Source organism: Psychrobacter cibarius, from assembly GCF_904845955.1.
GTDB classification, from domain to species: Bacteria; Pseudomonadota; Gammaproteobacteria; order Pseudomonadales; family Moraxellaceae; genus Psychrobacter; species Psychrobacter cibarius_B.
The window spans coordinates 278,853-305,498 of record NZ_CAJGYX010000003.1 but is presented as its reverse complement, the minus strand read 5'-3'; the positions used below and the strand labels follow the sequence as shown (position 1 = coordinate 305,498).

21 protein-coding genes are annotated in these 26,646 nt (G+C 43.3%); 11 read left to right on the top strand and 10 right to left on the bottom strand.

The features are described from left to right. Positions 1-401 precede the first annotated feature (401 nt). Together JMV76_RS08030 and JMV76_RS08025 are read left to right on the top strand one after the other, a co-directional pair. Positions 402-1,142: a gamma-glutamyl-gamma-aminobutyrate hydrolase family protein gene (locus JMV76_RS08030; RefSeq protein WP_201502284.1), complete on the top strand. Its 741-nt coding sequence runs from the start codon at positions 402-404 to the stop codon at positions 1,140-1,142. After that, complete coding sequence (locus JMV76_RS08025) at positions 1,117-1,875, top strand: cupin domain-containing protein (RefSeq protein ID WP_109590839.1); 759 nt, start codon at positions 1,117-1,119, stop codon at positions 1,873-1,875. The genes JMV76_RS08030 and JMV76_RS08025 overlap by 26 nt, the downstream gene beginning before the upstream one ends. A gap of 163 nt (positions 1,876-2,038) precedes the next feature. On the opposite strand, the gene JMV76_RS08020 is transcribed toward JMV76_RS08025, so the two are convergent. The 8 genes from JMV76_RS08020 to carA form a co-directional block, all read right to left on the bottom strand. Then, complete coding sequence (locus JMV76_RS08020; protein WP_227690215.1) at positions 2,039-3,388, bottom strand: glycosyltransferase; 1,350 nt, start codon at positions 3,386-3,388, stop codon at positions 2,039-2,041. A 149-nt stretch (positions 3,389-3,537) separates the two neighbouring features. Continuing rightward, positions 3,538-4,422: a TIGR03915 family putative DNA repair protein gene (locus JMV76_RS08015; RefSeq protein WP_201502283.1), complete on the bottom strand. Its 885-nt coding sequence runs from the start codon at positions 4,420-4,422 to the stop codon at positions 3,538-3,540. Positions 4,423-4,490: 68 nt separating this feature from the next. Further along, a complete protein-coding gene (locus tag JMV76_RS08010) occupies positions 4,491-5,759 on the bottom strand; it encodes a putative DNA modification/repair radical SAM protein (RefSeq protein WP_201502282.1) in 1,269 nt (422 codons plus the stop codon). A gap of 119 nt (positions 5,760-5,878) precedes the next feature. Then, positions 5,879-6,493 (bottom strand): hypothetical protein, encoded by a 615-nt coding sequence (locus JMV76_RS08005; protein WP_227690213.1) that lies wholly within the window; start codon positions 6,491-6,493, stop codon positions 5,879-5,881. Positions 6,494-6,677: 184 nt separating this feature from the next. Further along, entirely contained in the window at positions 6,678-7,646 is a 969-nt protein-coding gene (locus tag JMV76_RS08000) for a hypothetical protein (protein WP_227690211.1), read from the bottom strand. A 499-nt stretch (positions 7,647-8,145) separates the two neighbouring features. Continuing rightward, positions 8,146-8,622 (bottom strand): transcription elongation factor GreA, encoded by a 477-nt coding sequence (greA, locus tag JMV76_RS07995; RefSeq protein ID WP_045445504.1) that lies wholly within the window; start codon positions 8,620-8,622, stop codon positions 8,146-8,148. A gap of 402 nt (positions 8,623-9,024) precedes the next feature. Next, the gene (carB, locus tag JMV76_RS07990; protein ID WP_201502280.1) at positions 9,025-12,294 is read right to left on the bottom strand and encodes a carbamoyl-phosphate synthase large subunit; all 3,270 of its coding nucleotides are present in this window, start codon (positions 12,292-12,294) and stop codon (positions 9,025-9,027) included. A 198-nt stretch (positions 12,295-12,492) separates the two neighbouring features. Continuing rightward, positions 12,493-13,725, bottom strand: a complete 1,233-nt coding sequence (gene carA, locus JMV76_RS07985; RefSeq protein WP_201502279.1) for a glutamine-hydrolyzing carbamoyl-phosphate synthase small subunit — start codon at positions 13,723-13,725, stop codon at positions 12,493-12,495. 467 nt (positions 13,726-14,192) lie between these two features. Here carA and JMV76_RS07980 point away from each other — a divergent pair, with 467 nt between their 5' ends. Further along, entirely contained in the window at positions 14,193-14,729 is a 537-nt protein-coding gene (locus JMV76_RS07980) for a gamma carbonic anhydrase family protein (RefSeq protein WP_087813762.1), read from the top strand. An 89-nt stretch (positions 14,730-14,818) separates the two neighbouring features. On the opposite strand, the gene JMV76_RS07975 is transcribed toward JMV76_RS07980, so the two are convergent. After that, entirely contained in the window at positions 14,819-15,325 is a 507-nt protein-coding gene (locus JMV76_RS07975; protein ID WP_201502278.1) for a hypothetical protein, read from the bottom strand. A gap of 221 nt (positions 15,326-15,546) precedes the next feature. Between JMV76_RS07975 and JMV76_RS07970 the strand changes: the two genes are divergently transcribed. From JMV76_RS07970 to ppnP, 3 genes are all read left to right on the top strand, one after another. Beyond that, the gene (locus tag JMV76_RS07970; RefSeq protein WP_201502277.1) at positions 15,547-16,248 is read left to right on the top strand and encodes an HAD family hydrolase; all 702 of its coding nucleotides are present in this window, start codon (positions 15,547-15,549) and stop codon (positions 16,246-16,248) included. Between the two features lie 116 nt (positions 16,249-16,364). After that, positions 16,365-17,460 (top strand): peptide chain release factor 2 gene (gene prfB, locus JMV76_RS07965; protein ID WP_201502276.1). Its coding sequence is split into 2 segments (ribosomal slippage): positions 16,365-16,436 and positions 16,438-17,460, totalling 1,095 coding nucleotides; the frame shifts between segments, so codons are not numbered across the junction. A 208-nt stretch (positions 17,461-17,668) separates the two neighbouring features. Then, positions 17,669-17,953: a pyrimidine/purine nucleoside phosphorylase gene (gene ppnP / locus JMV76_RS07960; RefSeq protein ID WP_045445514.1), complete on the top strand. Its 285-nt coding sequence runs from the start codon at positions 17,669-17,671 to the stop codon at positions 17,951-17,953. Positions 17,954-18,053: 100 nt separating this feature from the next. Here the strand turns inward: ppnP and JMV76_RS07955 are convergent, their stop codons facing one another. After that, positions 18,054-18,506 carry a GNAT family N-acetyltransferase gene (locus JMV76_RS07955; RefSeq protein ID WP_201502275.1) on the bottom strand — a complete coding sequence of 151 codons (453 nt, stop codon included), beginning with the start codon at positions 18,504-18,506 and terminating at the stop codon, positions 18,054-18,056. A gap of 181 nt (positions 18,507-18,687) precedes the next feature. Between JMV76_RS07955 and JMV76_RS07950 the strand changes: the two genes are divergently transcribed. The 5 genes from JMV76_RS07950 to clpB all read left to right on the top strand — a co-directional run bounded on the left by JMV76_RS07950 (position 18,688) and on the right by clpB (position 26,609). Next, positions 18,688-19,854 (top strand): DNA topoisomerase IB, encoded by a 1,167-nt coding sequence (locus JMV76_RS07950; protein ID WP_201502274.1) that lies wholly within the window; start codon positions 18,688-18,690, stop codon positions 19,852-19,854. Between the two features lie 214 nt (positions 19,855-20,068). Then, positions 20,069-21,793 carry an AMP-binding protein gene (locus JMV76_RS07945; RefSeq protein WP_201502273.1) on the top strand — a complete coding sequence of 575 codons (1,725 nt, stop codon included), beginning with the start codon at positions 20,069-20,071 and terminating at the stop codon, positions 21,791-21,793. Between the two features lie 87 nt (positions 21,794-21,880). After that, positions 21,881-22,672, top strand: a complete 792-nt coding sequence (locus tag JMV76_RS07940) for an SDR family NAD(P)-dependent oxidoreductase (RefSeq protein WP_201502272.1) — start codon at positions 21,881-21,883, stop codon at positions 22,670-22,672. A gap of 314 nt (positions 22,673-22,986) precedes the next feature. After that, positions 22,987-23,577 carry a L,D-transpeptidase family protein gene (locus JMV76_RS07935; RefSeq protein WP_045451436.1) on the top strand — a complete coding sequence of 197 codons (591 nt, stop codon included), beginning with the start codon at positions 22,987-22,989 and terminating at the stop codon, positions 23,575-23,577. 434 nt (positions 23,578-24,011) lie between these two features. Further along, a complete protein-coding gene (gene clpB / locus JMV76_RS07930) occupies positions 24,012-26,609 on the top strand; it encodes an ATP-dependent chaperone ClpB (protein WP_201502271.1) in 2,598 nt (865 codons plus the stop codon). Positions 26,610-26,646: the final 37 nt, after the last annotated feature.

Sequence of the window (26,646 nt, the reverse complement as noted above, 5' to 3'; positions counted from 1 at the left end):
CGTCTTTTAGTGATATTTCTAACCAATGCTTGGTAAAACAGCGATTGATTACCTCTTATTTAAACAGTCTCTATGTGTCTCTTTATATTTCTCAAAACAAATTTTATTAATAATATGAATTCTTTAGATTTCGCTGTTCTTAGCCCTTAACATCGAGATATAAACGTCAACCCTTGTTTAATGTCTCGCTGATGACTTCCAATATAGGTGTGAAAAATATAGTTGTCAATTTTTATTTAAAATTATATTAAATTAATACATTTATTCGATTTTATTATTAATATCGGCAATATTGAAATTTATAGTTTACATTTTATGAGGTGCTGTGTTAAATTTCAGCTAAATAAAGGATTGAGCAATATAGACGATGAGGTCTATTTGTTATAACTAGGGAAGACGGTATGAAAAATTCTAGACCTATTATTGCTATTGTTTCTTGTCATAAGATGGTTGATGGGCAGCCAGCACAAGCGGTGTATCAAAAATATATCGATGCCGTGAATTTTTATGGTGGCAATCCCATACTACTGCCAAATACTGCTGCCGATAGCGAAAACTTTGAGGCGCTACTGAATATCGCAGATGGGATTTTGTTAACGGGAAGTTATAGTAACGTGGCACCAACGCGCTATGGCGCGACGCATATTGAAGCGAAACAAGACTTGGGTCGTGATGAGCTGAGCTTTAAATTGTTGGATTATGCAGACAAGACTGGCACTCCATTACTAGCGGTTTGCCGAGGTTTGCAAGAGATGAATGTGCATTTTGGTGGCACACTACATCCTGATTGGCGGGAAGTAGAGGGGTTTTATGAGCCACATTTAGAGGACAATACTCAGCCACTTGAAGTGCAGTATCAGCCAGTTCATGACGTGATTATTCAAGCAAATGGCAGGCTTGCCGCCTTTGGTGAAAAATGGCACGTTAACTCGCTACATAAACAAGCAATCAATGGAGTAGGCGCGCGTTTATTCGTTGAGGCTCTAGCGCCTGATGGTTTGGTCGAAGCCATCAGCTTGTTGCAACATCCATTTATGATTGGTGTACAATGGCATCCTGAGTTAAATTATGCACAAGACGACTTGTCCAAATTTCTATTCACGGAATTCATTCACTATGCCAGCAAACCCCAAACTGAATAGCACTACTGAAGGCAATGTAGACAATGCCAGCACTGACATTGATATTAATAACAGCATTGACGCTGATGTTGCCAGCGATAAGGCGGCTGATATCGATACAGATGACGACATCAGTGGTGATGATGAAGATGAGCTGACAGACTCTGAGACAGCGATGTCAGCCGAAAATGACGAGTCGCCAGAAGAGGATATCGGTAAAAAGATCAATCAGCTGCGCCTCGCAAAAGGCTACTCGCAACGTAAGCTTGCGAAATTGTCGGGATTAACCAATACTTCTATTAGCTCCATTGAGCGCAATAAAGTCAGTCCAGCAGTGAATACGCTAAAGGCAATTTTGGCGGTATTGGGTTCTGATTTAACCACGTTTTTTAGTGATGAATGGAAGGAACCAAAGGCGAGAGTCGTGGTAACGCCGAAGGATTTGTTGGAGCTGAGCGAACCGAGTAGCAGAGTGTCGCTAAGACAGGTATATAACTGTAGCACTACCAAGAATTTGGGTTTTTTGATTGAGGTGTATCAACCGAACAGCTCAACGGAAGAAAAAATCGCCCACGAAGGTGAAGAGATTGGCACCGTTATTGAAGGCAAGATTCTTATCCGTATCGATGAGACGACGTATTTATTAAACCAAGGTGATAGCTACGTGATTGATACCATTCGCCCGCATACTTTTATCAACCCTACTGACGGCGTGACTCGCATTGTTAGTGCGCACACCCCGACGACTTATTAGGTGAGCATTTTAATAGCCATTTAATTTGATGTTTAAATAACCATAGTGATTTCCCGCACGGCTTTTAAAAATAGAAGCCGCGTTTTTTTGTATGAACTAATTCATTTTGAAAACACGCCCCAGCAAGCTGTTAGATATTAGCCTAAGTAACAAAGTGGTAGGCTTACAGGTCTTTATGATCTTGAAGCGTTTCTGAGTCAGTAAGCGGATTTGAAGTACTCATCGCTTTAGGTTTTTCTTTGATAAGCTTTACTTTAGTTTGTTTATCGGCTGGTGCAAGCGCGACATAAGCAGACTCAGGCTTCTTACTAGTGGGTTTAGAGGACTTTTTTAGCGTCTTTTTAATTCTTTTGACAGCAGCGGCATCGCTTGCAGCTTGTTCCTCTGCGAGCGAGTCGTCGTATAAAGCTTGGTAGACAGCGAGGGTTTCTTCAATCATCTCACGCATGGTGAATTTATTGGTCATTTCAGGGCGTGTGATGCTTTCTAATTGATTTCTCACTGCTTTACATAGCGCATTGGCATTGTATTTTTTGACCAGCCCTTGAGGATATAGCGGTTGTAAAATCTCACTAAATGCGGCCTGATCCCAACCAATAACGGGCGTGCCTAAATGAATCGCTTGTAAGGCGTTGATGCCGATTGATTCAGGCTCATTCGCAAGCGCCATCACGATATTGGCGGCTGAGAGCCATTCACGCATGTCATTACGTTTGCTACCTACATAAGTAATTCGATCAGCCAACCCTAATGTATTAGTGCGTTGACGGAAATCTTCGTGCGCGACATCACCATCTCTATAATCATCATCCATGATAATGACGTGGATGTTAGGGAACTGCTCTTGCAAGTTGCCCAAAATATCAATCAGCCATTCCTGACCATATTCGTTGCCAATAATGGTTGGAAATACCAGCCATTTTTTATGCTCAAGCTCAGGATATTCAGCAAAAGTATGGCGTAGCCAATAAACAGATGGATTATGACGATAAGGATAGCGGCGCGTATCGATACCACGGTAGATGCGTTTGATGACTTTAGGGTCTGCATCTTCTCGGCGCAGGCCTTTTTTTAGATAATTGGTCACACTATCGGAGACGGTAATGATGGTATCGACATCGAGTAGGGCTTGAGAGTATTTATTGATCGGATAAAAACCATACATGGTTGACACTAGCTTTGGTATCCGCTTGACGCGGGCGCGGCGCAATGCCAAATGCAGTATCCATGCAGGTGTGCGTGAGTGCACATGAATCACGTCAGGATCGTACTCTTCAATTAAACGCCGCAGCGCCGTGACTTGTAGTAACGACAGCCAAGACTTTTTATTCATGTGTAGCTGATGGTAGTTATTGCCATCACGCTTTAGGCGTTTGACCAGATCATTATCTTCATCGGCGCTAGAGACGATGATGGAGGTATGGCCATTTTTGACCAATGCGCGCCCAAGATGAAAAATACCGCGCTCGGATTCATCATGCTTTAAAGACGATAATAAGCGCATAACTTTCATAATGGCATTGGTGACCAGTTCATAATAACAAGTGGCTATTGTCAGTTAAAAGCCGCCAAAACTCAACCATCAAGATAAAAAGATAAGGTTATATGGTCGAGTTTCTAAGAGAGAGACGCATAAAGGCTTGAATCGAAGGATAAAAGTCACTAGCGACGTTTCTGTAAATGCTCAGCATTGGGCAGTACTTGTTTTTCGCTTAAGTATTTCCAATAGCGCTGCGGCAAGTATTGCTTATGCAAACGTGGGTTTTTACGCTCTTTGATGTTGACGTTAGTAAAGTAACCTTGCCAAAATTTTTGATAGCGCTGCTCATCCTCGCTATGAATACTGGCAGGATTGCGCAGCACGGTATCATCTAAATCAGTGATAGTTTGCAAAGTCGCAGGTCGTGATGGCGTGCTTTGGCTCTTGTCATAATAAATGCCATAGCCACGGGATAAATCATAAATCGCCCAGTGTTGGTCTTGGTAGCGCTGACGAAAATGCTCACCAATCAAAGGCAAGACATTAAAATCAGGCTCTACTCGCGCAAAATAGATATCGTCAGTGGTATGCTCAAAACGTACAAAGGCTTCCATACGATGCTTCTCACGACCAACAGACTTAACCGTTTGCACCAGCTCTAAAACATTAAGATTACCCAAATCCTCCATGATAGAGCGATTAGGGTAGTCAATGGCATATTTGACTACCCGAAATAAAATCGTACCGATATTGTCTTTTTCGGATAAAAATCCCCAGAGAATATTGCGCATACCTGAACGACCTAATAACTTATGCAGCTTGGTGAGTACGCGTTCGGCATTGTCTTCATCAGTAGTAACGCTAGTCGCTTGTGCGATTAATGAAGGTACATAGCAGTCTTGAGCGATTAACTGTAGAGCATCATCGTTTTGCAGTTTATTGGCATAGACATAAAATACCGCACTCAGCCAACCCTCAAAACTTGGTTCGTAAAGCACAATGCTGGGTGTTAATTGCCCCAGATGATAAGCTTGGGTTTCAGTGATTTCTGACCATGACTGCGACATTATTTATCCTAATTGACTATCTCAAGATGCTCTAATAGTGTGGCTCACTTTATCAATAATCTTGATGCTTAAAACAAAGCCATTTGCCCATTACGCTGGTCTTTATACTTGGTCTGCGTCTGTGCCAATACATATTGCCGGAAGTTATCACGCGTTAAATGCGCTAAATGTTCGTTTTTACCAGTCGTTGCGATAAAGTATTTGGCGCGATTGACCGCCGCGCCCATCTTTTTCAGATGATAAAGCGTCAACTGATTAAACTTGCGCGCCTTCACTATCTTTTTAGCCGTTTTGGTGCCGATACCGGGAATGCGCACAATCATCTCATAGCTTGCGGTTTGAATATTGACCGGAAAATGCTCGCGATGGCGGATTGCCCACGCCAGCTTTGGATCGCAGTCCAAATCTAAAAATGGCGAGTCTGGTTCAACGATTTCATGCGCGCCAAAACCATAAAAACGCATCAGCCAGTCCGCTTGATAAAGGCGATTTTCACGTATCATCGGCACGGGCGTTCCAATCGCTGGCAAGCGGCTGTCGGACAACATCGGTACATAGCCAGAGTAGTAAACGCGCTTAAGATCGTACTGTTTATAAAAATGACTCGATAACTGAATTACTTGCAAGTCAGTCTCGTTACTCGCGCCAACAATCATTTGACTGGTTTGACCTGCTGGCACAAATTTCGGTGCTTTTTTATGGGTTTTACGGCTCTCTTTGATCGTAATAATTTCAGTTTTAACCGTTTCCATCGGTGCTTTTAATTCATCATGTGATTTTTCTGGGGCGAGCAGTGCTAGACCTGATTTGGTCGGAATCTCAATATTAACGCTTAAGCGGTCAGCATAAAGACCAGCTTCTAACAGCAACTCTTTTGATGCACCCGGAATGGTCTTTAAATGGATATAGCCATTAAAACGCTCACGGGTACGTAGTATCTTAGCGACCTCAACCAGTCGCTCCATCGTATAATCGCCACTTTTAAAAATACCTGAGCTGAGAAACAGCCCTTCGATATAGTTACGACGATAAAACTGCATGGTTAAATCAACGACTTCCTCGACGCTAAAAGCAGCGCGTGGGGTGTCATTACTTTTGCGTGAGGTGCAATAAGCACAGTCGTAAATACAGTGATTGGTTAAGAGGACTTTAAGCAGGCTGACGCAGCGACCATCTTCGGTATAGCTGTGACAGATACCAGTTGCAGAAGCATCGCCCAGACCACCGCCTTGGTTTTTGCGCGTACCAGCGGAGGATGAGCAAGAAACATCATATTTAGCAGCATCCGCTAAAATATTGAGCTTGCCTTGTAGTCGTTCATAATTGATGGTGGCCATAAGATTACCAATTCATTTATTAGCTATTATTTTAGCAAATTGGCTTGTAAGTCACTGGAATTATTGAAGAAATATTGATTTCATGCGACAACTGTTGTCGTGCTATTTATGAGGTTTTTTTAATTATGCGAGCAGGGATTAGGCAACGTTTGAACCACTTCTTCTGAGAAGTGGTTTTTGATAATCAGACGTCCTTTTTTATCGAACTCAGCATCGTACTTGGGATAAATCGCAGATTCACTATTGCCATGAGTTGAAGATAAAGCTACCTCTTTATCGGAGAAAAAATGACGGGCAACCCAGAGCTTTTGGTCATTGTTATACTCAACGCTACACTGACTTTTTGTATCAAAGTCAAAGTATAGGTCAAAATTTTGTTTTTTATCCCCACGACCAAATAGTATATTAGTGCCGCACGGACTACCACAGCCGATATAGACATGATAAGTATCTTTATCGATTTTTTTAAGCGAAGTATGGTTCCAACCGTAATGACCTATTCCATCCATAAGCACGGTTTCTATTACTTCGCCATTATTTAACGTTTCGCTTTTAAGGATATAACCATCATCGCAGAATTCATTATCGTTCTTAGTTATATATGCAGTACAAATTTTCGACATATAAAAGCTAGCGTCAAATTTTGGTTCGGCAGCTTCAGCCCAAGATATAGAACTCAAAATACAGCCATAAATGATAAAAGCCAATGAATAGAGAGGAGTAAATTTATACATGGAAATAATGACCGGATATTTGTTTTGAGTTAATAGCACTATAGCAAAAGGTTGGTTGTTAAGGAATGAGGTACGCTCATCAAAAAGGTCTTGCTGACTAGGAAATTAGCCGGCAAGACCTTTTATTAATTTTAAGATTTATTAAATAACAATACTTTCAAATCTAAACTTTCAAATTTAATTTTTACTGAACCTTCGCACGTATAACAACCGTTTGCGGTGCGTTAGCAGGAAGATCTACCAAGTTCCATTTGAGTCCAGAGTAATTTTCTGTGATGACTACAGTATTGCCCACTTGTTGGATAGTCTGATAACTGTCGCCGCCTGTTGTCGCAAGCGTTGGTAGTGGGCTATTCAATGATACCAATTGCACGCCATTTGGTAGTGACACCATGGCATTGATGTCAGTGACGGGTTGTGCCGTGGTATTGGTATAAGTGGTGTGGTATTCGATGATGTCGCCAGGTGCAATATGGTTCGCAGGTACAGCCACTTCACGACCATCTTTGTTTTTTAATATTTTCATCACTTTGGTTTGTGCATTCACCACGTCAGGCGTACTAAAGGTCGGGGTCAGTTGCAGAGCATCTAAAGACGTAGATACTATTTGCGTCGTTGCAGGTTGGTTCGTCACTACGGTTGTCGTTGGCGTATTGATGACTGGCAATTGGGTAGCCGTCGTCACAGGCAATACTTGCGTCACGCTAGTCGTCGGCACAGCTATGACATCAACTTTGCTTGTTTGATTAGTGACTTGGTTGGTCACAGGTACGCTCGTAACCGTGGTGCTGCCTTGGGTGACGACTGTATTGCTCGCACCATTACTGGCGACTTGGCGAACCGTATAGCGAGGAACGTTAGTTACTTGAGTCACAGCATAAGGCATGCCATCTTGCATGGTGATGCCGTGTGGTGTCGCCGTAATGGTCGCAGTTTTACCGTCAGAATACTGCTCAACGACGGTAGTGCTACTACCAGCAGACGAAGTGATGGCGATTTCAGGTGCAGCATGTGCGGTAGATACCGTCAATAAAGCGCCTGCTAAAATTGTTGGAATAGAAGTGCTTATCATGCTTTTTTTGACGAGGCTGTGCTGGGTAAATGCCTTCTTATTTATAGTCAGTAACGCTGGCATATCGATGTGCATGGTCATAATAGATTCCTTTAAAATAACAGTAAATAAAGCCGCTAATGTAGTAGCAGAAAGCAAAGCGTAAAAAATAACGCTTAGAAAACAACACCTAGAAAAGAAAAACCCCCGTCAAATGAGCATGTAAACCATGTCAAATAACGAGGGTAAAGATACTAATGATAGCCAACGTTCACTATCTCTCCATCATTATTTTAGTCAGTTGCTAAACACTGATGTCTAATGCTTATCATGAGACACTTGTAATAGTCACGAAGCTCAACATCTATACTCGAGCAATTATGCGCTAAAACAAACAGACTAAAAAAGCAGCGTTGTGTAACTTCTGCTCTATTCATAATGAGGTTGTGTACTACTTTCTACGCTCATTTGCTAAGCAAATTTCCAGCTGATTCGCGTTAAAATACTGCTGTCATCAAAAGCTTTTTGTTTATCAAAGAATTGCCTATCAAAGAATTACTATCAAAGGCTTTCTATCCAGATATTTCTCAAATAAGAAAAATTAGTCGTAAATCACTTTCATGATTTCGTATTCGACCACGCCTTTTGGCGTTTCAATACGTGCTTCATCGCCTTCAGACTTACCAATCAAACCACGTGCGATCGGTGAATTGACTGAGATTTTACCCGCTTTAAAGTCTGCTTCGTCATCACCAACGATTTTGTATTGTTTTTCTTCTCCGGTGTCCATGTTTTCGATAACGACGCTCACGCCGAATATCACACGACCATCTTTTGGCAATGTTGCAGGATCAATCACTTGCGCGCCGCCAAGTTTGGCTTCGATATCACGGATACGCGCTTCACAAAAACCTTGCTGTTCGCGAGCAGCATGATATTCAGCATTTTCTTTCAAATCGCCGTGTTCACGAGCTTCAGCGATAGAAGCAGTGATGCGTGGACGGTCGATACTTTTTAACTGTTTTAATTCGGCTTCTAGAGCCGCATGTCCTTGCGGAGTCATGGGATAACGTTGCATGTTTTTTCCTTAAACCAATAACACCACACCATCTCCTACTCTTAGTGAATAGTGAATAGTGAGATGGTGTCAGTGTTGTTGCAATGAGTATGTGAAGATATAAAAAGAATGAGGTTTAGACTGCGTAACAACTAAACACGCGCTTATCTGTGAGCATGGATACACTGACAAACAAGGCACTTTAACCTTACGTAATAAAAAGCATAGTCGCAGTTTAGCCACTATGCTTTTTAGGTCTATCTTTTTAAAACTTTATTTTTTTGAAGTACTGCTTTTTTAAGCCGTACGTTTTTTTAAAGCCCTATTGTTATATGAAAATTGATAACAAGTTTTGCATCCGCTGTTAAACGAGCGTTGCCGTTATGCTTAATCTACTGAAATTATGCTGCTAAGTCAATAGAGCTAAGCAATAGTCTTTGCTTGTTCGTGCAAATCTTGTAGCTTATAGACCTCAAACGGTAGGTCAATGGCATAAGATTTACAAACCGCGTCTGCCGCCCCTAAGGTCGTCACATAAAATACTTTACCTTGCAGGGCGCTACGGCGGATAGAGAATGAATCCTCTTGTGCCTGTTTGCCTTCAGTGGTATTGATAATAAGGTCGATTTTACCATTTTTCAAGGCATCGACGATGTGCGGGCGACCTTCGGTAACTTTATTGATTTGCTTGCACTCAATACCGGCGTCGCTCAATATTTTTTGCGTACCAGTGGTTGATACAATGTTAAAACCAAAGTCGACAAGCTGGCGAGCGATAGGGGCGATTTGTGCTTTGTCACTATCACGTACTGAGATAAAGACAGTTTTGGTTTCGCCTTCGGTCGGTAGACCTGGCAGACGCTCATTACTACCGATAATGGCTTTATAAAATGCTTCGCCAAAGGTTTTACCGACGCCCATCACTTCACCGGTTGATTTCATCTCAGGGCTCAAGATTGGATCAACACCAGGGAACTTCGCAAACGGGAATACTGCTTCTTTGACCGCGAAAAATGCTGGAACGATTTCAGTGGTAAAACCTTGGTCTTTCAATGAGGTGCCAGCCATACAGCGCGCCGCGATTTGCGCTAAAGAAGTACCGATGCATTTAGAGACAAACGGCACGGTACGGGCAGCACGAGGGTTCACTTCTAAGATATAAATTGTTTCACCTTTTACGGCAAACTGTACGTTCATTAAGCCGACAACACCAAGCTCTTTTGCCATGGCGACCGTTTGCGCGCGCATCACATCACACAGCTCATCAGACAATGAGTAAGGCGGCAATGAACAGGCTGAGTCACCAGAGTGCACGCCAGCTTGTTCGATATGCTGCATGATACCGCCAATCACGACGTCTGTACCGTCGCTAACGCAGTCGACATCGACTTCGATCGCATCATCTAAGAAGCGGTCTAATAATACGGGCGCTTCGTTTGATGCTTGTACCGCCGTACGCAAGTAGTGTCTTAGCTCGTCTTCGTTATAGACAATTTCCATCGCGCGACCACCAAGTACATATGATGGGCGTACAACTAGAGGATAACCAACGTCTTTTGCTTTCACCAAACCATCTTCTAAGCTCGTCGCTAAAGCATTGGTTGGTTGAATAAGGTTCAATTGCTGAATCATATGTTGGAAGCGTTCGCGGTCTTCTGCGCGGTCAATCGCATCTGGGCTAGTACCAATGATTTTTACGCCAGCAGCTTCAAGAGCACGGGCTAGTTTCAATGGCGTTTGACCACCAAACTGTACAATCACACCATCAGGATTTTCGATACGGACGATTTCTAACACGTCCTCTAACGTGATTGGCTCAAAATATAAACGGTCAGAAGTGTCATAATCGGTTGAAACCGTTTCAGGGTTACAGTTGACCATGATGGTCTCGTAGCCATCTTCGCGCATAGCAAGGGCTGCGTGGACACAGCAATAGTCAAACTCGATACCTTGACCGATACGGTTAGGCCCGCCACCAATAACCATAATTTTCTTGTTATTCGTTGGGTTAGCTTCACATTCGCTATCATAGGTTGAATACATATAGGCGGTGCTGGTGGCAAATTCTGCCGCGCAGGTATCGACGCGCTTATAGACTGGATAGACGTTTAAGTCCCAACGCTTTTTACGTAGTTGCTTTTGTGAGACACCAAGGAGTTTTGCTAAATGCAAATCTGATAAACCTTTACGCTTAAAGCTGCGTAAGTTCTTCTCAGTTAAACCACCAAAACCCAATGCTTTCACCGTTGCTTCAGTTTTCACGATATCTTCGATTTGTACCAAGAACCATGGATCGATTTTGGTTAAGTTGAATACTTCATCGACGCTCATGCCAATACGGAAAGCATCGGCAATATAATAAATACGTTCAGGCGTTGGAATAGTTAAGCGATTGGTAATCTCGCTTCGTGCTTTTTCAATGCTCAGATTACCGTCTTTGATAGCAGCAAAGTCAATTTGCTCATCAAAACCGTCATTGCCAGTTTCCATACCGCGTAAGGCTTTTTGCATCGATTCTTGGAAGTTACGACCAATCGCCATGACTTCACCAACCGATTTCATTTGTGTAGATAACACACTATCGGCTTGTGGGAATTTTTCAAAGTTAAAACGTGGAATTTTTGTGACCACATAATCAAGCGATGGCTCAAAGCTGGCTGGCGTTTTGCCACCTGTAATGTCATTTTGCAATTCGTCTAGCGTATAACCAATGGCCAGTTTCGCTGCGATTTTGGCAATCGGGAAACCAGTGGCTTTTGACGCCAATGCTGATGAGCGTGACACACGTGGATTCATCTCGATGACGACCATACGACCAGTATCAGGGTTAATACCGAACTGAACGTTTGAGCCGCCGGTTTCTACACCAATCTCACGCAATACTGCCAATGAGGCATTACGCATGATTTGGTATTCTTTATCCGTCAAGGTTTGTGCTGGCGCAACCGTGATCGAATCGCCAGTATGTACGCCCATCGGGTCAAAGTTTTCGATGGCACAAATGATGATGCAGTTGTCGTTTTTATCACGAACTACTTCCATCTCATACTCTTTCCAACCGATTAGCGATTCATCGATTAGCAACTGATGATTTGGCGATAAGTCAAAGCCGCGCTCGCAAATCTCGATAAACTCATCGCGGTTATAGGCGATACCACCACCTGAACCGCCCATGGTGAATGACGGACGAATGATGCATGGATAGCCCATTTTCTCTTGGGTCGCAAATGCTTCTTCCATGGTTTCAGCGGTTTCAGCGCGTGGACACTCAAGACCAATACGCTTCATGGCTTTATCAAATAAGTTGCGGTCTTCCGCCATCTCAATTGAGTCTTTGGTCGCGCCAATCAATTCGCAGTTATATTTGGTCAATACGCCATGCTTATCCAGCTCCAACGCACAGTTTAGAGCGGTTTGTCCGCCCATGGTTGGCAAGATAGCGTCAGGGCGTTCTTTAGCGATGATTTGCTCAACCGTCTGCCACGTGATCGGCTCGATATAGGTCGCATCAGCCATGGCAGGGTCGGTCATGATGGTCGCAGGGTTTGAGTTGACCAAGATGACGCGATAGCCTTCTTCTTTTAGCGCTTTACAGGCCTGTGCACCCGAATAATCAAACTCACATGCTTGACCGATGACGATAGGACCTGCGCCTATGATAAGAATGCTTTTTATGTCGATACGTTTTGGCATAGTTAGGGCTACCTTCGTTAGTATGATATTTTAATTGATTTATATTCGGCTAAACTCGTATTTGAACAGTGCTATATTTTAATAAAACAACACTTCAATAAAACGATATTTTGCGTGGCTCAGCTTAAACCATCATGCGTGATCTAAGCTGTATAACGAATACTTACTGTGTGCTAATGACTGATACTTAAAAGCTGATTAAGCCTTAGCCGCTGCCATTATATCTGCAAACTTATCAAACAGTGGCGCGCAGTCATGTGGACCAGGGCTGGCTTCTGGGTGACCTTGGAAACTAAAGACTGGCTTGTTGGTCAGCTCGATACCTTGGTTAGTACCATCGAATAATGAGCGATGGGTAGATTTAACATTATCAGGCAGCGTGTCTTCATCAACCGCGAAACCATGATTTTGACTGGTAATCATAACTGTGCCAGTCGCTAAATCTTGAACTGGATGGTTGGCGCCGTGATGACCGGTTTTCATTTTAATGGTGTTTGCGCCGCTAGCTAGACCAATCAGCTGATGACCTAAGCAGATACCAAAGGTTGGCACATCAGTTTTTTCAATGATATGACGTACGGCATCGATAGCATAGTCGCAGGCTGCAGGGTCGCCAGGACCGTTTGATAAAAAGATACCATCTGGGTTCATCGCCAGCACATCTGCGATAGGCGTTTGTGCAGGAACGACGGTTACATGACAGCCGCGGTCAACCAACATACGCAGGATATTGGTTTTGCTACCGAAGTCATAAGCGACGACATTGTATTTTGCTTCGATATGCGTGCCTAGTTGCTTGAAAAATCCGCCTGTACCGCTATCATGACTGCCAATGGCATCACGGTTAAGTAGGGTATCTGATAAATCCCACGTACCTGCTGTCCATTCGAAGCGCTCTTTCGTGCAGCATTCTTTTGCCAAGTCCATGCCTTCGATACCAGCAAACTCTTGTGCCAATTTGATGGCTTGTTGCTCGTCAGCAGCGCTGATTGTTTCGCCGTTGGATGCGGTCATAATACAGCCATTTTGTGCGCCTTTATCACGTAGTAGGCGGGTCAATTGACGGGTATCAATCTCAGCGATTGCAACGGTATCGTTACGTGATAAATAGTCGCTTAATGATTCTGAGTTACGGAAGTTTGAGGTAACCATCGTTGCATCACGGATGATAAGACCGTCTGCCCATACCTGATGACCATTGCCAGACTCAGTGTCCTCGCTATTGGTACCAGTATTGCCGATGTGCGGATAGGTTAGGGTGACCAGCTGGCGCGCATAACTTGGGTCGGTTAGGATTTCTTGGTACCCTGTCATGGCTGTATTAAACACCACCTCACCGACACGATGACCGAGACTGCCGATACTCACACCGCGAAAAATCGTACCGTCTGCTAATGCCAAAATTGCTTGTATTTCTGCCGATGAATTCAAGGTTTGCCTCCGCTGTTATTGGTGAGTGCCATAATTTTTTATGATTAAATTTCAGATTAGAAATGGCTTTTTTGTATCGCAAAAATTGCTATTAATGGATACTAAAAAACACCTAAACCCAAAATTTTTCCACAAAAAAGCGAGAAGACATTATTGATGGAAACTACAAAACCCACTAGATAGTGAATAGGTAACTTGCATCATGTCCGCTCGCTTAGGCACAGATTTTGCGCATTATATACAATCTGCCCGCAGATAGCCAGCCGATTTTTAGATTGAAAAGTATGCCTTTAATTATTAGCCGTTAATAGCGCTGGATTTTCCCTTTTGGCTTTGCCACAATGGACAGCAAATCGAGATATCTGGTTTTCATGATTGGTTTTCATGATTAGTTTTCATGACTAATTTTCATGACTAATTTTCATGATTGACCTATTTCATTACTATTAATATAACAAGGAGCCGTTATGATTTATCAATATTTAGACAAGGTGCCCGAATTTGCGGTACCTTTTAATGGTTGGGTCGCAGACTCAGCACGAGTGATAGGTGATGTCTATTTGGGTCATCAAGCTAACGTGTGGTTTGGGGCAGTGATTCGCGGTGACAATGAACGCATTCATATCGGCGATTATAGTAATGTGCAAGAAAACAGCGTCATTCATACTGATGCAGGCATTGAGGTCAAAATCGGCAACTATGTCACCATTGGTCATTTAGCGATGCTGCACGGCTGCGAAGTCGGTGATAACAGTTTGATTGGTATTGGCGCAGTGGTATTAAACAATGCCAAAATTGGTAAAAATTGCATTATTGGTGCCAAGGCATTGGTCACTGAAGGCAAAGAGATTCCAGATAACTCACTCGTCATGGGTGCGCCTGCGAAGGTGGTCAAAACCTTAACGGACGAGCAAGCAGCGATGTTGAAATTATCAGCGATGCATTATGCGGAGCGTTGTCAAAAATTTAAAACGGGCTTAACAGAAGTAGCCATGCCTGATTAAGCAGAAATTTATAAAGCATCCGCGAACTGTCTGGTATTGATCTATCGTTTTTATATACATCATGCAAACGTTTTTTACATAGAGAAGCTTTATACCATCAGCATCATGACCAGCCAAATAATGGCAAAAATGATGATGCCAATAATCAGTCCGCGAAAAATATCGTGGCGTATAGAGTAGTCATTAAGGTAAGCGTTATGATTGGCTGTTTCGTTGATGTTGAGCGCATTGACGCTCTCAGCGCCAGCATTTTTACCAACGATAAAACCCATGATTGCGCCCACGACCAACATAAATGGGGTGAATAACCAAAAAACGTCGCCATTACCTATACCAGCTATTGAGCGAATGACAACAATGGCAAGATCGATCAGTAAACCACCAACTCCGTACATGACACCATTTAAGAGCGCATACAGTATACGGTCGAAAGGTGATTGATAGCTTTTACCCAGCTGACGTTGTCTGATTTCTCTGATCGAACGGGCAGGGCGACGCGTTTTACTTGGCAAGACAGTTTTGACATCAGGCGCTTCCATGCGATTCTCTATTTTTATGATGAAGTAAGCAAAACAGATACTAGGGCGTGTCACCATTTTTAGACCATTTAGGCACTTTTTAGGCACTTTCGTTCAGATTGAGGACACACCCTAACCACAAGTTATATAAATAAAGTTACCATAATTTTGTTTGGTAAACAGTAGCATTCACGAAAAATTATTGAGAAATTTTTCATATAAATATCTATCTCCAAAGCGGAAGTTATTAAAAACCAGTTGTATTTCTATCTTTCAACAAACAATAATAAGGTCTCATTATGCAGGCAACACAAGCACAAATTTTTCCAAAAGAGCTGGCACTTTTTGATTTAGATCATACTTTGCTCGACGTCGATAGCGACTATTTATGGGGCGAGTATATCGTCAAACACGACCTCGTCGATGAAGCGCAATATCGCACGGCCAATCAAAAGTTTTACCAAGACTATATCGAAGGTACGCTTGATGCGACGGAATATAATGAATTTGTGGCGCAGTTTTTGAGTAGCTTGCCGATGGATAGATTGCATGAGCTACGAGAAGACTATATTAAAAGTGAAATTGAGCCGCACATACGCCCAAAAGCGATGGAAGTGCTCTGTCAGCATGTTGAAAAAGGTCATGAGGTAGTGATTATTTCTGCGACCAATGATTTTGTGGTTTCGGCTATCGCCAAGCGTTTTGGTATCGAAGGTGCCAATGTGCTATCGACACCGCTTGAGATAAAAAATGAGCGCTATACGGGTAAACTTACCGACAAGCCAAACTTTAAAGAAGGTAAAATTTACCATCTGAATAAATGGCTAGAGAAGCAGCAATCAGCAGGCACAACTTTTGATAAAACTTATGCCTATTCAGATTCCAAAAATGACATTCCATTGCTTGAGTGGGCGGATGTGGCTATTTGTGTGTCACCCGATGAGGCGCTACATGCGCATGCTTTAGCGCATCGCTGGGCAGTTGAGGATTGGTCGATTTAGGCCGTTTAACGTTATTTAATATAAAGCCAGTCATAATTAGCCAACTATTTATCGTCCATCTCATTTAAAATAGCGCCATATCAGTGAGATATTTATTTAAAAAGACAGGAAACTTTATGGAAATCAATCCGTATCAAGAACGAATCAAAGATTTATCAGAGCGTGGGCAGGATCTTCGGAGGTATCTTTGACTTCGATGGTAAGCAAGAGCGCCTAGAAGAAGTCAATTTAGAATTAGAAAACCCCGAGCTATGGAACGATCCAGAGCGTGCGACTAAGATTAATAAAGAAAAAAGCCAGCTTGATGGTGTCATCGATGTTGTGGTGTCGCTTGAGAGCACATTAGAAGATGCGTCTGCCATGCTGGAGCTGGCGGTAGAAGCAGAGGATGAATCCTTGCTGGCGGATGTGCAAGCAGAGCTCGACAATGCGGAGAAACGCGTCGCGGATTTAGAGTTCCGCCGGATGTTTAGCGGTGAGATGGATCCTAATAACTGCTACTTGGATATCCAGTCGGGTAGTGGTGGCACCGAAGCGCAAGATTGGGCAGAGATGCTGTTGCGTATGTATACCCGCTGGGCGGAATCGCATGGCTTCAAAGTTGAAGTTATTGAAGTGTCTTCTGGTAGCGTGGCCGGTATTAAATCAGCAACGATTGAGATTAAAGGGGATTACGCTTTTGGTTGGTTACGTGCCGAAATCGGCGTGCATCGCTTAGTCCGTAAATCACCATTTGATAGCAATAACGGTCGTCATACCTCGTTTGCTGCCGTTTTTGTGTCGCCTGAAATTGATGATAATATCGAGATTGATATCAATCCAGCAGATTTGCGTATCGATACTTATCGCTCATCGGGTGCGGGTGGTCAGCATGTGAACACGACCGATTCTGCGGTACGTATCACCCACGAGCCAAGTGGCGTGGTGGTCACTTGTCAGAACGAGCGTAGCCAGCATGGGAACAAAGCGACGGCGATGAAGTTGCTGCGTGCTAAGCTTTATGAGCTTGAAATGCAAAAACGCATGGAATCTCAGCAAGCGGTCGAGGATGGCAAGTCAGACGTCGGTTGGGGCAGTCAAATTCGCTCTTATGTACTCGATGATTCACGTATCAAAGACTTGCGTACTGGCGTTGAAACCTTTAATACTGGTGCGGTACTCGATGGCGACCTCGATCAATTTATCGAAGCGAGTCTAAAAGCGGGATTGTAAAATAAAATAGTAACCAGGGCGTGTATTCAATTCAATCGATGGTAATCTAAATAGGTTGAAAATGGCTAAGTCTTGCCAAACATCGTCAAATAGCTTGTTAATATCCCGATATTATCTGCACTATTTTTCTTGTTTGACGGCAACTTATCTCATTTTTATCACCATTTTTAAAATGAAGACACGCCCTAATATTTAATTAAGGAAAATTATGCCAAGCGTTAACAGTTATTTTGATAATAAAGTCACTTCTATTGCCTTTCAAACGGCAACTAAGCCTGCAACAGTTGGGGTGATGGAAATTGGCGAGTACGAATTTGGCACCAGCGAATTTGAAACCATGAGTGTGGTCAGTGGTGCATTGACGGTCAAATTGCCAGAAAGTGATGAATGGCAAACCTTTAATGCAGGTGAGCAATTTACCGTTGAAGCCAATCAGAAGTTTCAAGTAAAAGTGGCAGTAGAAACGGCTTATTTATGTGTTTATGGTAAATAAGTATTTTTAGAGTAGTAGTCAACAGATTAACGCCAAGTGTTTAACTCTTGGCGTTTTTTATTTGCTCATTCATTGTAAATCATAAGACAGGTAGTACAAATCATAGGTTTTTACGATATTGCACCATGTCTGTTTGAGTGGCGATTGCGTCATAGAGTTTGCGCGCCGTGGTATTGCCCTCTTGTGCCGTCCAATACACACGGTTGCAGTTTTTACTATGAGCGAACTCATACACCTTTTCAATCAGTACTCGTCCTACGCCTTGTCCGCGTACCTGTTCATTGACGTATAAATCTTCTAAATAACAGCATTCAGTGGTATTCCAAGTATTGGGGTGTAGCACCACATGGGTGATACCTACCAACTTATCATCCTGCCAAGCACCAAAACCATAAATCGGCACGTTACTATCGAGCAAACTGTGCCACGTGTTTTGGGTGGTAATTGATGGCAAACTGATCTCATAAAATTTTAGATAGTTTTGCCACAAATGTAACCAAAATCCGTAATCGCCTTTAGATAATGCTGCTATCTTTATAGAAGTATTTTTCATTGTGTTTTATTCAAATTAAATTGTTATTGTTGTCAAATTATGGCTCATAATCTCATTATTTAGAACCCTTTTAAGCGTGTTTTTTTACACATCAATTACACTTTGCTCGTGGCAAATAAACAGCAAAAACCATCACAATTCATTATGCTAAAACGACTATTTTATCAATCGAGTATGTATTATGGCGACGCTAAATGACCAAACAACCACGCAAGACATACGCCATGATTATGAAAAACTCGCGCGCCTTGCTAATCTGCGCTATGTCAGTGATGATGAGCTTGGGTTTACGCGTAGGCGTTGGGGGCGCGGGTTTACTTATAAGGATGCCACAGGCAAAACGGTCAAAGACAAAGCGTTGCGACAGCGTTTTGATGCGCTAGTGATACCGCCGATGTGGTCAGAGGTTTGGATATGCCAAGATGATAAAGGGCACTTGCAATCGACGGGGCGCGATGACAAAGCACGAAAACAATACTTATATCACCCTGAGTGGGATCGCGTACGTGACCAAGCCAAGTTCGATGCCATGATAGGCTTCGCTAGAGCATTGCCGAATCTACGTGCACAAGTCGAAAAGGACTTGAAAGCTAAATCATTATCCCGTGAAAATGTCTTATCAGCAGTGGTCAAACTATTAGAAACAACCTTGATTCGTATCGGTAACAGCCGCTATGCCAAGCTCAATAAAAGCTATGGTTTGAGTACTCTACGCAGTAAGCACGTGAGCGAAACTGATAACGGACTGGCGTTTGATTTCGTCGGTAAGAGTGCCAAAGAGCATCATATAGAGTTGCAAGATGAGCGCTTGATTGACATTGTACAAGCCTGTTCTGAGCTACCTGGTTATCGGATTTTTAAATATTTAGATGACGATGGTCACAAGCAAGTCGTCGACAGTAGCGATATCAATGACTATCTACGCATGCATACTAGCGGTCATAGTCATAGTCATAGTCATAGTCATAGTCATAGTCATAGTCGTGACAGTGAGATGCATAGCGGTAACTTATATAGCGCAAAGGACTTTCGTACTTGGATGGCCAGTGTCCTTGCCGCCAGTTACCTGCATGATGAGCTACAGAGCGCTCAGGGCAAAGCAATATTAGCCAGTGAACCTGATAGTAAAGAGCGTCAGCAACTGGTGACTGATATGGTAAAAAGTGTCGCTGATGAGCTGGGCAATACGTCTGCTGTCTGCCGATCTTCTTATATTAATCCCATTATTATAGAGCACTTTTTGGCGGGGCAGTTCTTTGAACCTTATAAACAAGCGCGCCGTGGTCGTACTAAACAGCATCAAAGTTATGAAGAAAAGGCGCTGCTGGGATTTTTAAGTGGCTGCTGAGTGCTTTGAAATGAAGTTCCATCAAGAGTTTGTGATTGAATTATAAAAATGATACGTTATGTATTGAAATAAATATTAAAATGCGTTACTAATAGAGTCTATGCACATTGATATGTGCGAACAAGCAGAAAAAACAGTTGCTAGGATATGCCTGTTTTTCTGCTGACAATTCTCTTATTTCGTCCGTCACCTGCTATTGCTAAAGGATTAGCTTATGAACACCTCTTCTTCAGACCCATCAGTTGTAAATACCACTTCAAATCATACTGCCCACCTGCCAATGAGCTACAGCGATTACTATCATAATTTTGATATGAACGCGCTATTGACAGAAATATTTGGCGAGCATTTAGACGATCGCTTGAATGCTTATATGGCGTGTTGCGGTCGTCATGTGCGTGATGGTCGCGGTGATAATATTGCACTGGTGCATGAAGATACGTCGGGCAATGTAACGCGCATGAGCTTTGCTGAGCTTGATAAGGCAAGCGCACAAGTCGCCAATTTATTGTTGTCTTATGGCGTACAAGTTGGTGACCAAGTAGCGACCATGTTACCTCGCACTCCTGAGCTGCTCACCATTGTACTCGCGACTTGGCGGATCGGCGCGGTTTATCAGCCGTTATTTACCGCCTTTGGCTATGATTCGATTAAGTATCGGATGGACAAAGCCAATACCAAAGTGGTTTTTACCAATCAAGAAAATCGTGGCAAGTTTGACGACTTAGCGAAGCAAACCAAAATGGTGCTGGTTGGCAGCAAAGTAGATGCGCAAAGCTGGGGTGATGATAGCTACGCTGAAAAGGTCGCAACGCAGTCGCAAACGGTAGACGCGGTTTCATTAGGTACCGATGCACCCTTTCTGCAAATGTTTACCTCGGGTACGGTTGGCAAATCAAAAGGCGTTAGTGTGCCGCTAAGTGCGCTCTCAACGTTTTATCTCTACATGCGCTATGCGATTGACTTGCGAGCGGATGATAATTACTGGAACATGGCTGATCCAGGCTGGGCATACGGTCTTTATTATGCGATTACAGGACCTTTGTTATTAGGGGTAACAACGTATTTTAATGAAGCGGGCTTTGATGCACAAAATACTCGCGACTTTATGGTACGTCATAAGATTAGTAATTTAGCCTCCTCACCGACAGCGTTTCGGATGATGAAATCGAGTGGCGTGTTTGAAGCTGCTCACAATGACAATAGTAATGATAATGAGGCTAAACTATCACTGCGCTGTGCCAATTCAGCAGGCGAAACCTTAAATACCGAAGTGGTCAATTGGGTTGAAACCTATTTAAACTGTAAGGTCTGCGATCAGTACGGGCAGACCGAGACAGGGATGACTTGCTGTGAGCATCATGCATTGGCACATGAATGTCCAGTTGGCTCGATGGGCATGGCGCTACCGGGGCACACATTGGTAGTGTTAGATGATGATATGAATATATTGGCTGATGGCGAACAAGGACAGCTTGCCGTAGTGGTCAGTCAATCGCCCGCGTTTTATTTCCGCGGTTATAGCTGGAACGAAAAAGACGCTTTCGCTGATGATTACTATTTAACAGGCGACGTGGTTGAGCGCCACAGTGATGGCAGCTATTGGTTTTCAGGGCGTGATGACGACATTATCATTACCGCAGGTTATCGCGTTGGACCAACCGATGTTGAAAATACCGTGCTGGAGCATGAGGCAGTCGCAGAGTCAGCGGCAGTTGGAGTGCCAGACGAAGTGCGTGGTCATACCATTAAGTCGTATGTGGTACTAAAAGACGGTATCGAAGGCACGGACGAGATTGCCAAAGAGATTCAAGATTTGGTGCGCAGACGTTTATCAACTCACGCTTATCCACGTGAGGTTGAGTTTGTAAAAGAGTTACCAAAAACCCCAAGTGGTAAAATTCAGCGCTTTTTGCTGCGCAGTTTGTCTGCGGCTTAATAAAGCAATGCACTCATATCGTCAGGTTAAGATAAAAATCGATGACTGATAAAAATAACAGTAAAAACATTAATAAAAGGAATAATTATGCACATTGAACAACAGAGCTTTTTGGTCACAGGCGGTGCATCAGGTTTGGGAGAGGCAGTGGTTCGCGCTATTGTCAATCAAGGCGGTAACGTCGTCATCGCAGATCTTAATGAATCAGCTGGTCAAGCGTTGGTAGCGGAACTAGGCGATAAAGTTCGCTTTACACGCTGTGATGTGACCAGTGGTGATGAGGTGCAAGCCGCTGTGGATACGGCTGAAAAAGAATTTGGCGGCTTACAAGGATCTATCAACTGTGCGGGCATCGCTGTGGTACAAAAGCTGCTGGACCGTGATAATAACCCAGCAGATCTCGATGCTTTTAGTCGCGGCGTCAATATTAATCTTGTCGGTTCCTTTAATGTCGCGCGTTTGGTCGCAGCCAGTATTGCAAAGCGTGTAGCAAATGCCAATAACGCAGACAGCTCCATAGAGAAGAACGCTGATAATGGCGTCATTATTAATACGGCTTCTATTGCCGCTTTCGATGGGCAAGTAGGACAAGCAAGCTATTCATCGTCTAAAGCGGGGGTCGTCGGTCTGACCTTGCCGCTAGCACGTGAGCTGGCACGTCATGGTATTCGCGTCATGACTATCGCGCCGGGCGTCTTTGCCACACCGATGATGGAGACCATTCCTGAAAAAGCACGCGAACAACTAGAGGCGGGCGTACCTTATCCTAAGCGTCTGGGCACCCCCAATGAGTTTGCCAAGTTGGTCATGCATACCATTGATAATGCCTATCTCAATGGAGAAGTCATTCGCTTAGATGGCGCGATTCGTATGGTGTAATGGTATTAACGAAGTTTTTATGTTCAAAAGATCCTAGGGTGTGTCCTCATTTTAAAATGGTGATAAAAATGAGATAAATTGCTGTCAAACAAGGAAAGTAGCGCAAATAATATCGAGATATTAATAAGCTATTTGACGATGTTTGGCAAAATTTAGCTATTTTTAGGCCATTTAGAAAGTAAACGATTGAAGTGAGGACACGCCCTAATGTTATCCATGAAATTTTCACAAAAACTGGCATAGTGCTTTGGTAAGTTAATAGCGTGGTATGTTGCCATTTCACTTTATAACGCTAAACGGAGTTATTAAAGCCTATGTCATTTCTTTCTCTACATTTTAGTAAAAAGCCGCGTCGATTGTTTGTTGTGATAGGACTGGGACTGACCACCATTATGAGCACCAGTGCGATAGGGTATGTCAAAACAACCTCCTCGGATGCAAAAATTACAGGCAATAATGGTCAGCCTATTTCTAGTACGGTGGTTATCGATAAAGTTTTTGTCGATAAATCCGATCGTATTTTGCAGCTATTGAGTGGTGATAAAGTCATTAAGTCTTATCGTATTGCGCTAGGGGATAGTCCGGTTGGTCATAAACAGCAGCAAGGCGATGAGCGCACACCCGTGGGGGTGTACATCTTAGATTATAAGAATGAGAACTCTATTGCCCATCGCTCCATCCATATAAGCTACCCCAATGCTGCGGACAAAGCTCGGGCACGATCACGCAGCGTCCATCCTGGTGGCGATATTATGATTCATGGGCAGATGAACGGCTTCGGTCATCTAGCGTGGATTAACCAACAACGTGATTGGACCGATGGTTGCATTGCGGTCACTGATAATGAGATGGATGAGATTATGGCGGCAGTTAAGGTTGGTACATCGATAGAAATTGTAGAGTGAGCGTTATGTTAATGCTGACTATCGTGTAGTACATTTCTAGCAGTTACAGCGTATTAAAATCTCTGCTATAGCTGTCTCTTGCTTGCCTTTCATTGTTGAGCAAGCCTCTCTTTTAGTTGTTTTTTTATTTATTCTCTTGAAATATTCTCTTAGTGTGCCTATTGATAGTTTGTGATAATATCATTGCTATGGGTAAGGTTTTTGCCTATATAAAATCTTACTATTTTTCAGTATTTACTAATAAGTCATAGAAATTGATTGACAAATTGCACAAGTAGGTTGAAATCTTGTATGTTATACCCTATATATATAACAACTAACGGTGATTGAGACACGATAAAATTGACGATAAGCGCTATGTTTTAAATGCTGCGCGTTCGGTGTTTTATGTTGCATCCACTGACTGATAATACTAATTATAAAAGGATACAATTATGAGGTTCGAAAAATTTACCCAGAAACTACAATCAGCCATTCAAGAAGCACAGAGCCTAGCATTGGGACGTGACCATACAGGTATTGACCCTGTGCATCTGCTTGCAGTATTGCTACAGGATGAGTCTAATTTATCTATCTGCCAACAAGCAGGCGCGTCTATCCCTGCGCTAAAGAATGGTGTGGCAAAGGCGCTCGACAATCAAGCAACGATTAGTGAGCCAACCGGTGATGTGAATTTAAACCCAAATTCGGTTAAAATTTTGAACTTGGCAGACCGTCAAGCGCAGAAAGAAGGCGATGATTTTATCGCCACTGAATGGGTGATGTTGGCGCTCGCTGAGCAAGGTGAAACCAAAAAGATATTTGAGAGTGCGGGCGTAACAGCGAGTAAATTAAAAACAGTCATTGAGCAATTGCGAGGTGATGATACCGTGAATAATCAAAATGCTGAAGATCAGCGTGATGCGCTGAATAAATATACCATTAACTTAACTGAGCAGGCGGAACTTGGTAAGCTTGACCCTGTGATTGGTCGCGATGAAGAGATTCGTCGTACCATTCAAGTACTGTCACGTCGTACCAAAAATAACCCAGTACTGATTGGTGAGCCAGGTGTTGGTAAAACGGCTATCATTGAAGGTTTGGCACAAAAAATCATCAATGGTGAGGTACCAGAAGGACTACGCCGCAAAGAAGTATTGTCGTTAGATTTGGGCTCATTGATTGCGGGAGCAAAATTCCGTGGTGAGTTTGAAGAGCGACTCAAAGCGGTACTTAGCGACTTATCAAAGCAAGAAGGCAATGTCATCTTATTTATCGATGAGTTGCATACTTTAGTAGGTGCTGGTAAAGCCGATGGCGCGATGGACGCTGGTAATATGCTAAAACCTGCGCTTGCGCGTGGTGAGCTACACTGTGTCGGTGCGACAACACTCGATGAGTATCGCCAGTATATCGAAAAAGATGCCGCGCTTGAGCGTCGTTTCCAAAAGGTGCTGGTCGATGAGCCAACGGTCGAAGATACCATTGCGATTTTGCGTGGTTTAAAAGAGCGTTATGAGCTGCATCATGGTGTTGATATTCAAGACAGCGCGATTATTGCTGCCGCGCGCATGAGTCATCGCTATATTACCGATCGTAAGCTGCCAGATAAGGCGATTGATTTAATTGATGAAGCGGCAAGTCGTCTGCGTATGGAGATGGACAGCAAGCCTGAAGCTTTAGGTAAGCTTGATAGTCGCTTGATTCAGTTGAAAGTGCAGCGCGAAGTACTCAAAAATGAAGAAGACGCTGGTGCGCAAGCCGAGCGTAAAGTGCTTGATGCACAAATTGAAGAGCTAGAAAAAGAGTACGCTGACCTTAATGAGATTTGGCAAGCAGAAAAAGCCTTGGTCAAAGGCAGTCAGCAGCTAAAAGACGAGTTGGATAAAGCGCGTATCGCCTATGACAAAGCCAGTCGTGAAGGTGATTACGAGACTATGAGTAAGCTGCAGTATGAAACGATTCCGCAGCTTGAGCGCCGCATTACTGAGTCTGACTTGGCAGAACAAAAAGAGCAGACAGGCGAAGGTAGTGGTGTAAAACTACTACGTAATAAAGTCACGGATAATGAAATTGCCGAAGTCGTAGCGGCAGCGACAGGTATTCCTGTGAGTAAAATGATGCAAGGCGAGCGTGACAAGATGATAGCGATGGAAGAAAAGCTCCATGAACGCGTCATCGGTCAAGATGAAGCAGTCGAAGCGGTAGCCAATGCGGTACGCCGTAGCCGTGCTGGTTTGTCTGATCCGAATCGCCCTTCAGGTTCGTTCTTATTCTTAGGACCAACGGGTGTCGGTAAGACTGAATTGACCAAGTCACTAGCGAACTTCTTATTCGATAGTGAGGATGCGATTGTTCGTATCGACATGAGTGAGTATATGGAGAAGCACAGTGTCAGTCGTTTGGTGGGTGCGCCTCCAGGTTATGTGGGCTACGAAGAAGGTGGTGCATTAACGGAAGCGGTACGCCGTAAGCCTTATAGTGTGATTTTGTTTGATGAAGTTGAAAAAGCGCACCCTGATGTGTTCAATATCTTGCTACAAGTATTGGACGATGGTCGCTTAACGGACTCACAGGGTCGCGTGGTGGACTTCAAAAACACGGTCATCATTATGACCAGTAACTTGGGTTCGCATAAAATCCAAGAGATGGTCGGTGAAAGTTACGAAGACATCAAAGCTGAGGTGATGGAATCAGTTGGGCAGCATTTCCGCCCAGAGTTTGTCAACCGTATCGACGAGATTGTGGTATTCCATCCGCTCGGTATGTCGCAGATGTCAGGTATTGCTGCGATTCAGTTGGATCGCTTACGTCAGCGCTTGCATGAGCGTGAGATGGATATTGAGTTATCAGCTGATGCGATGAACAAACTGGTTGCGATTGGTTATGATCCTGTCTATGGCGCACGCCCACTAAAACGTGCGATCCAACAGGAGATTGAAAACCCATTGTCATTGAAGCTATTGGCTGGTGATTTTGGCGCAGGAGATATCATCAAAGTCGATGTCGGCGCAGATGATAAGTTGGTGTTTGAGAAACGTAGCATGAATTAATATCTAACTCTAACTGACCGTGGTTTAAAACCAACCT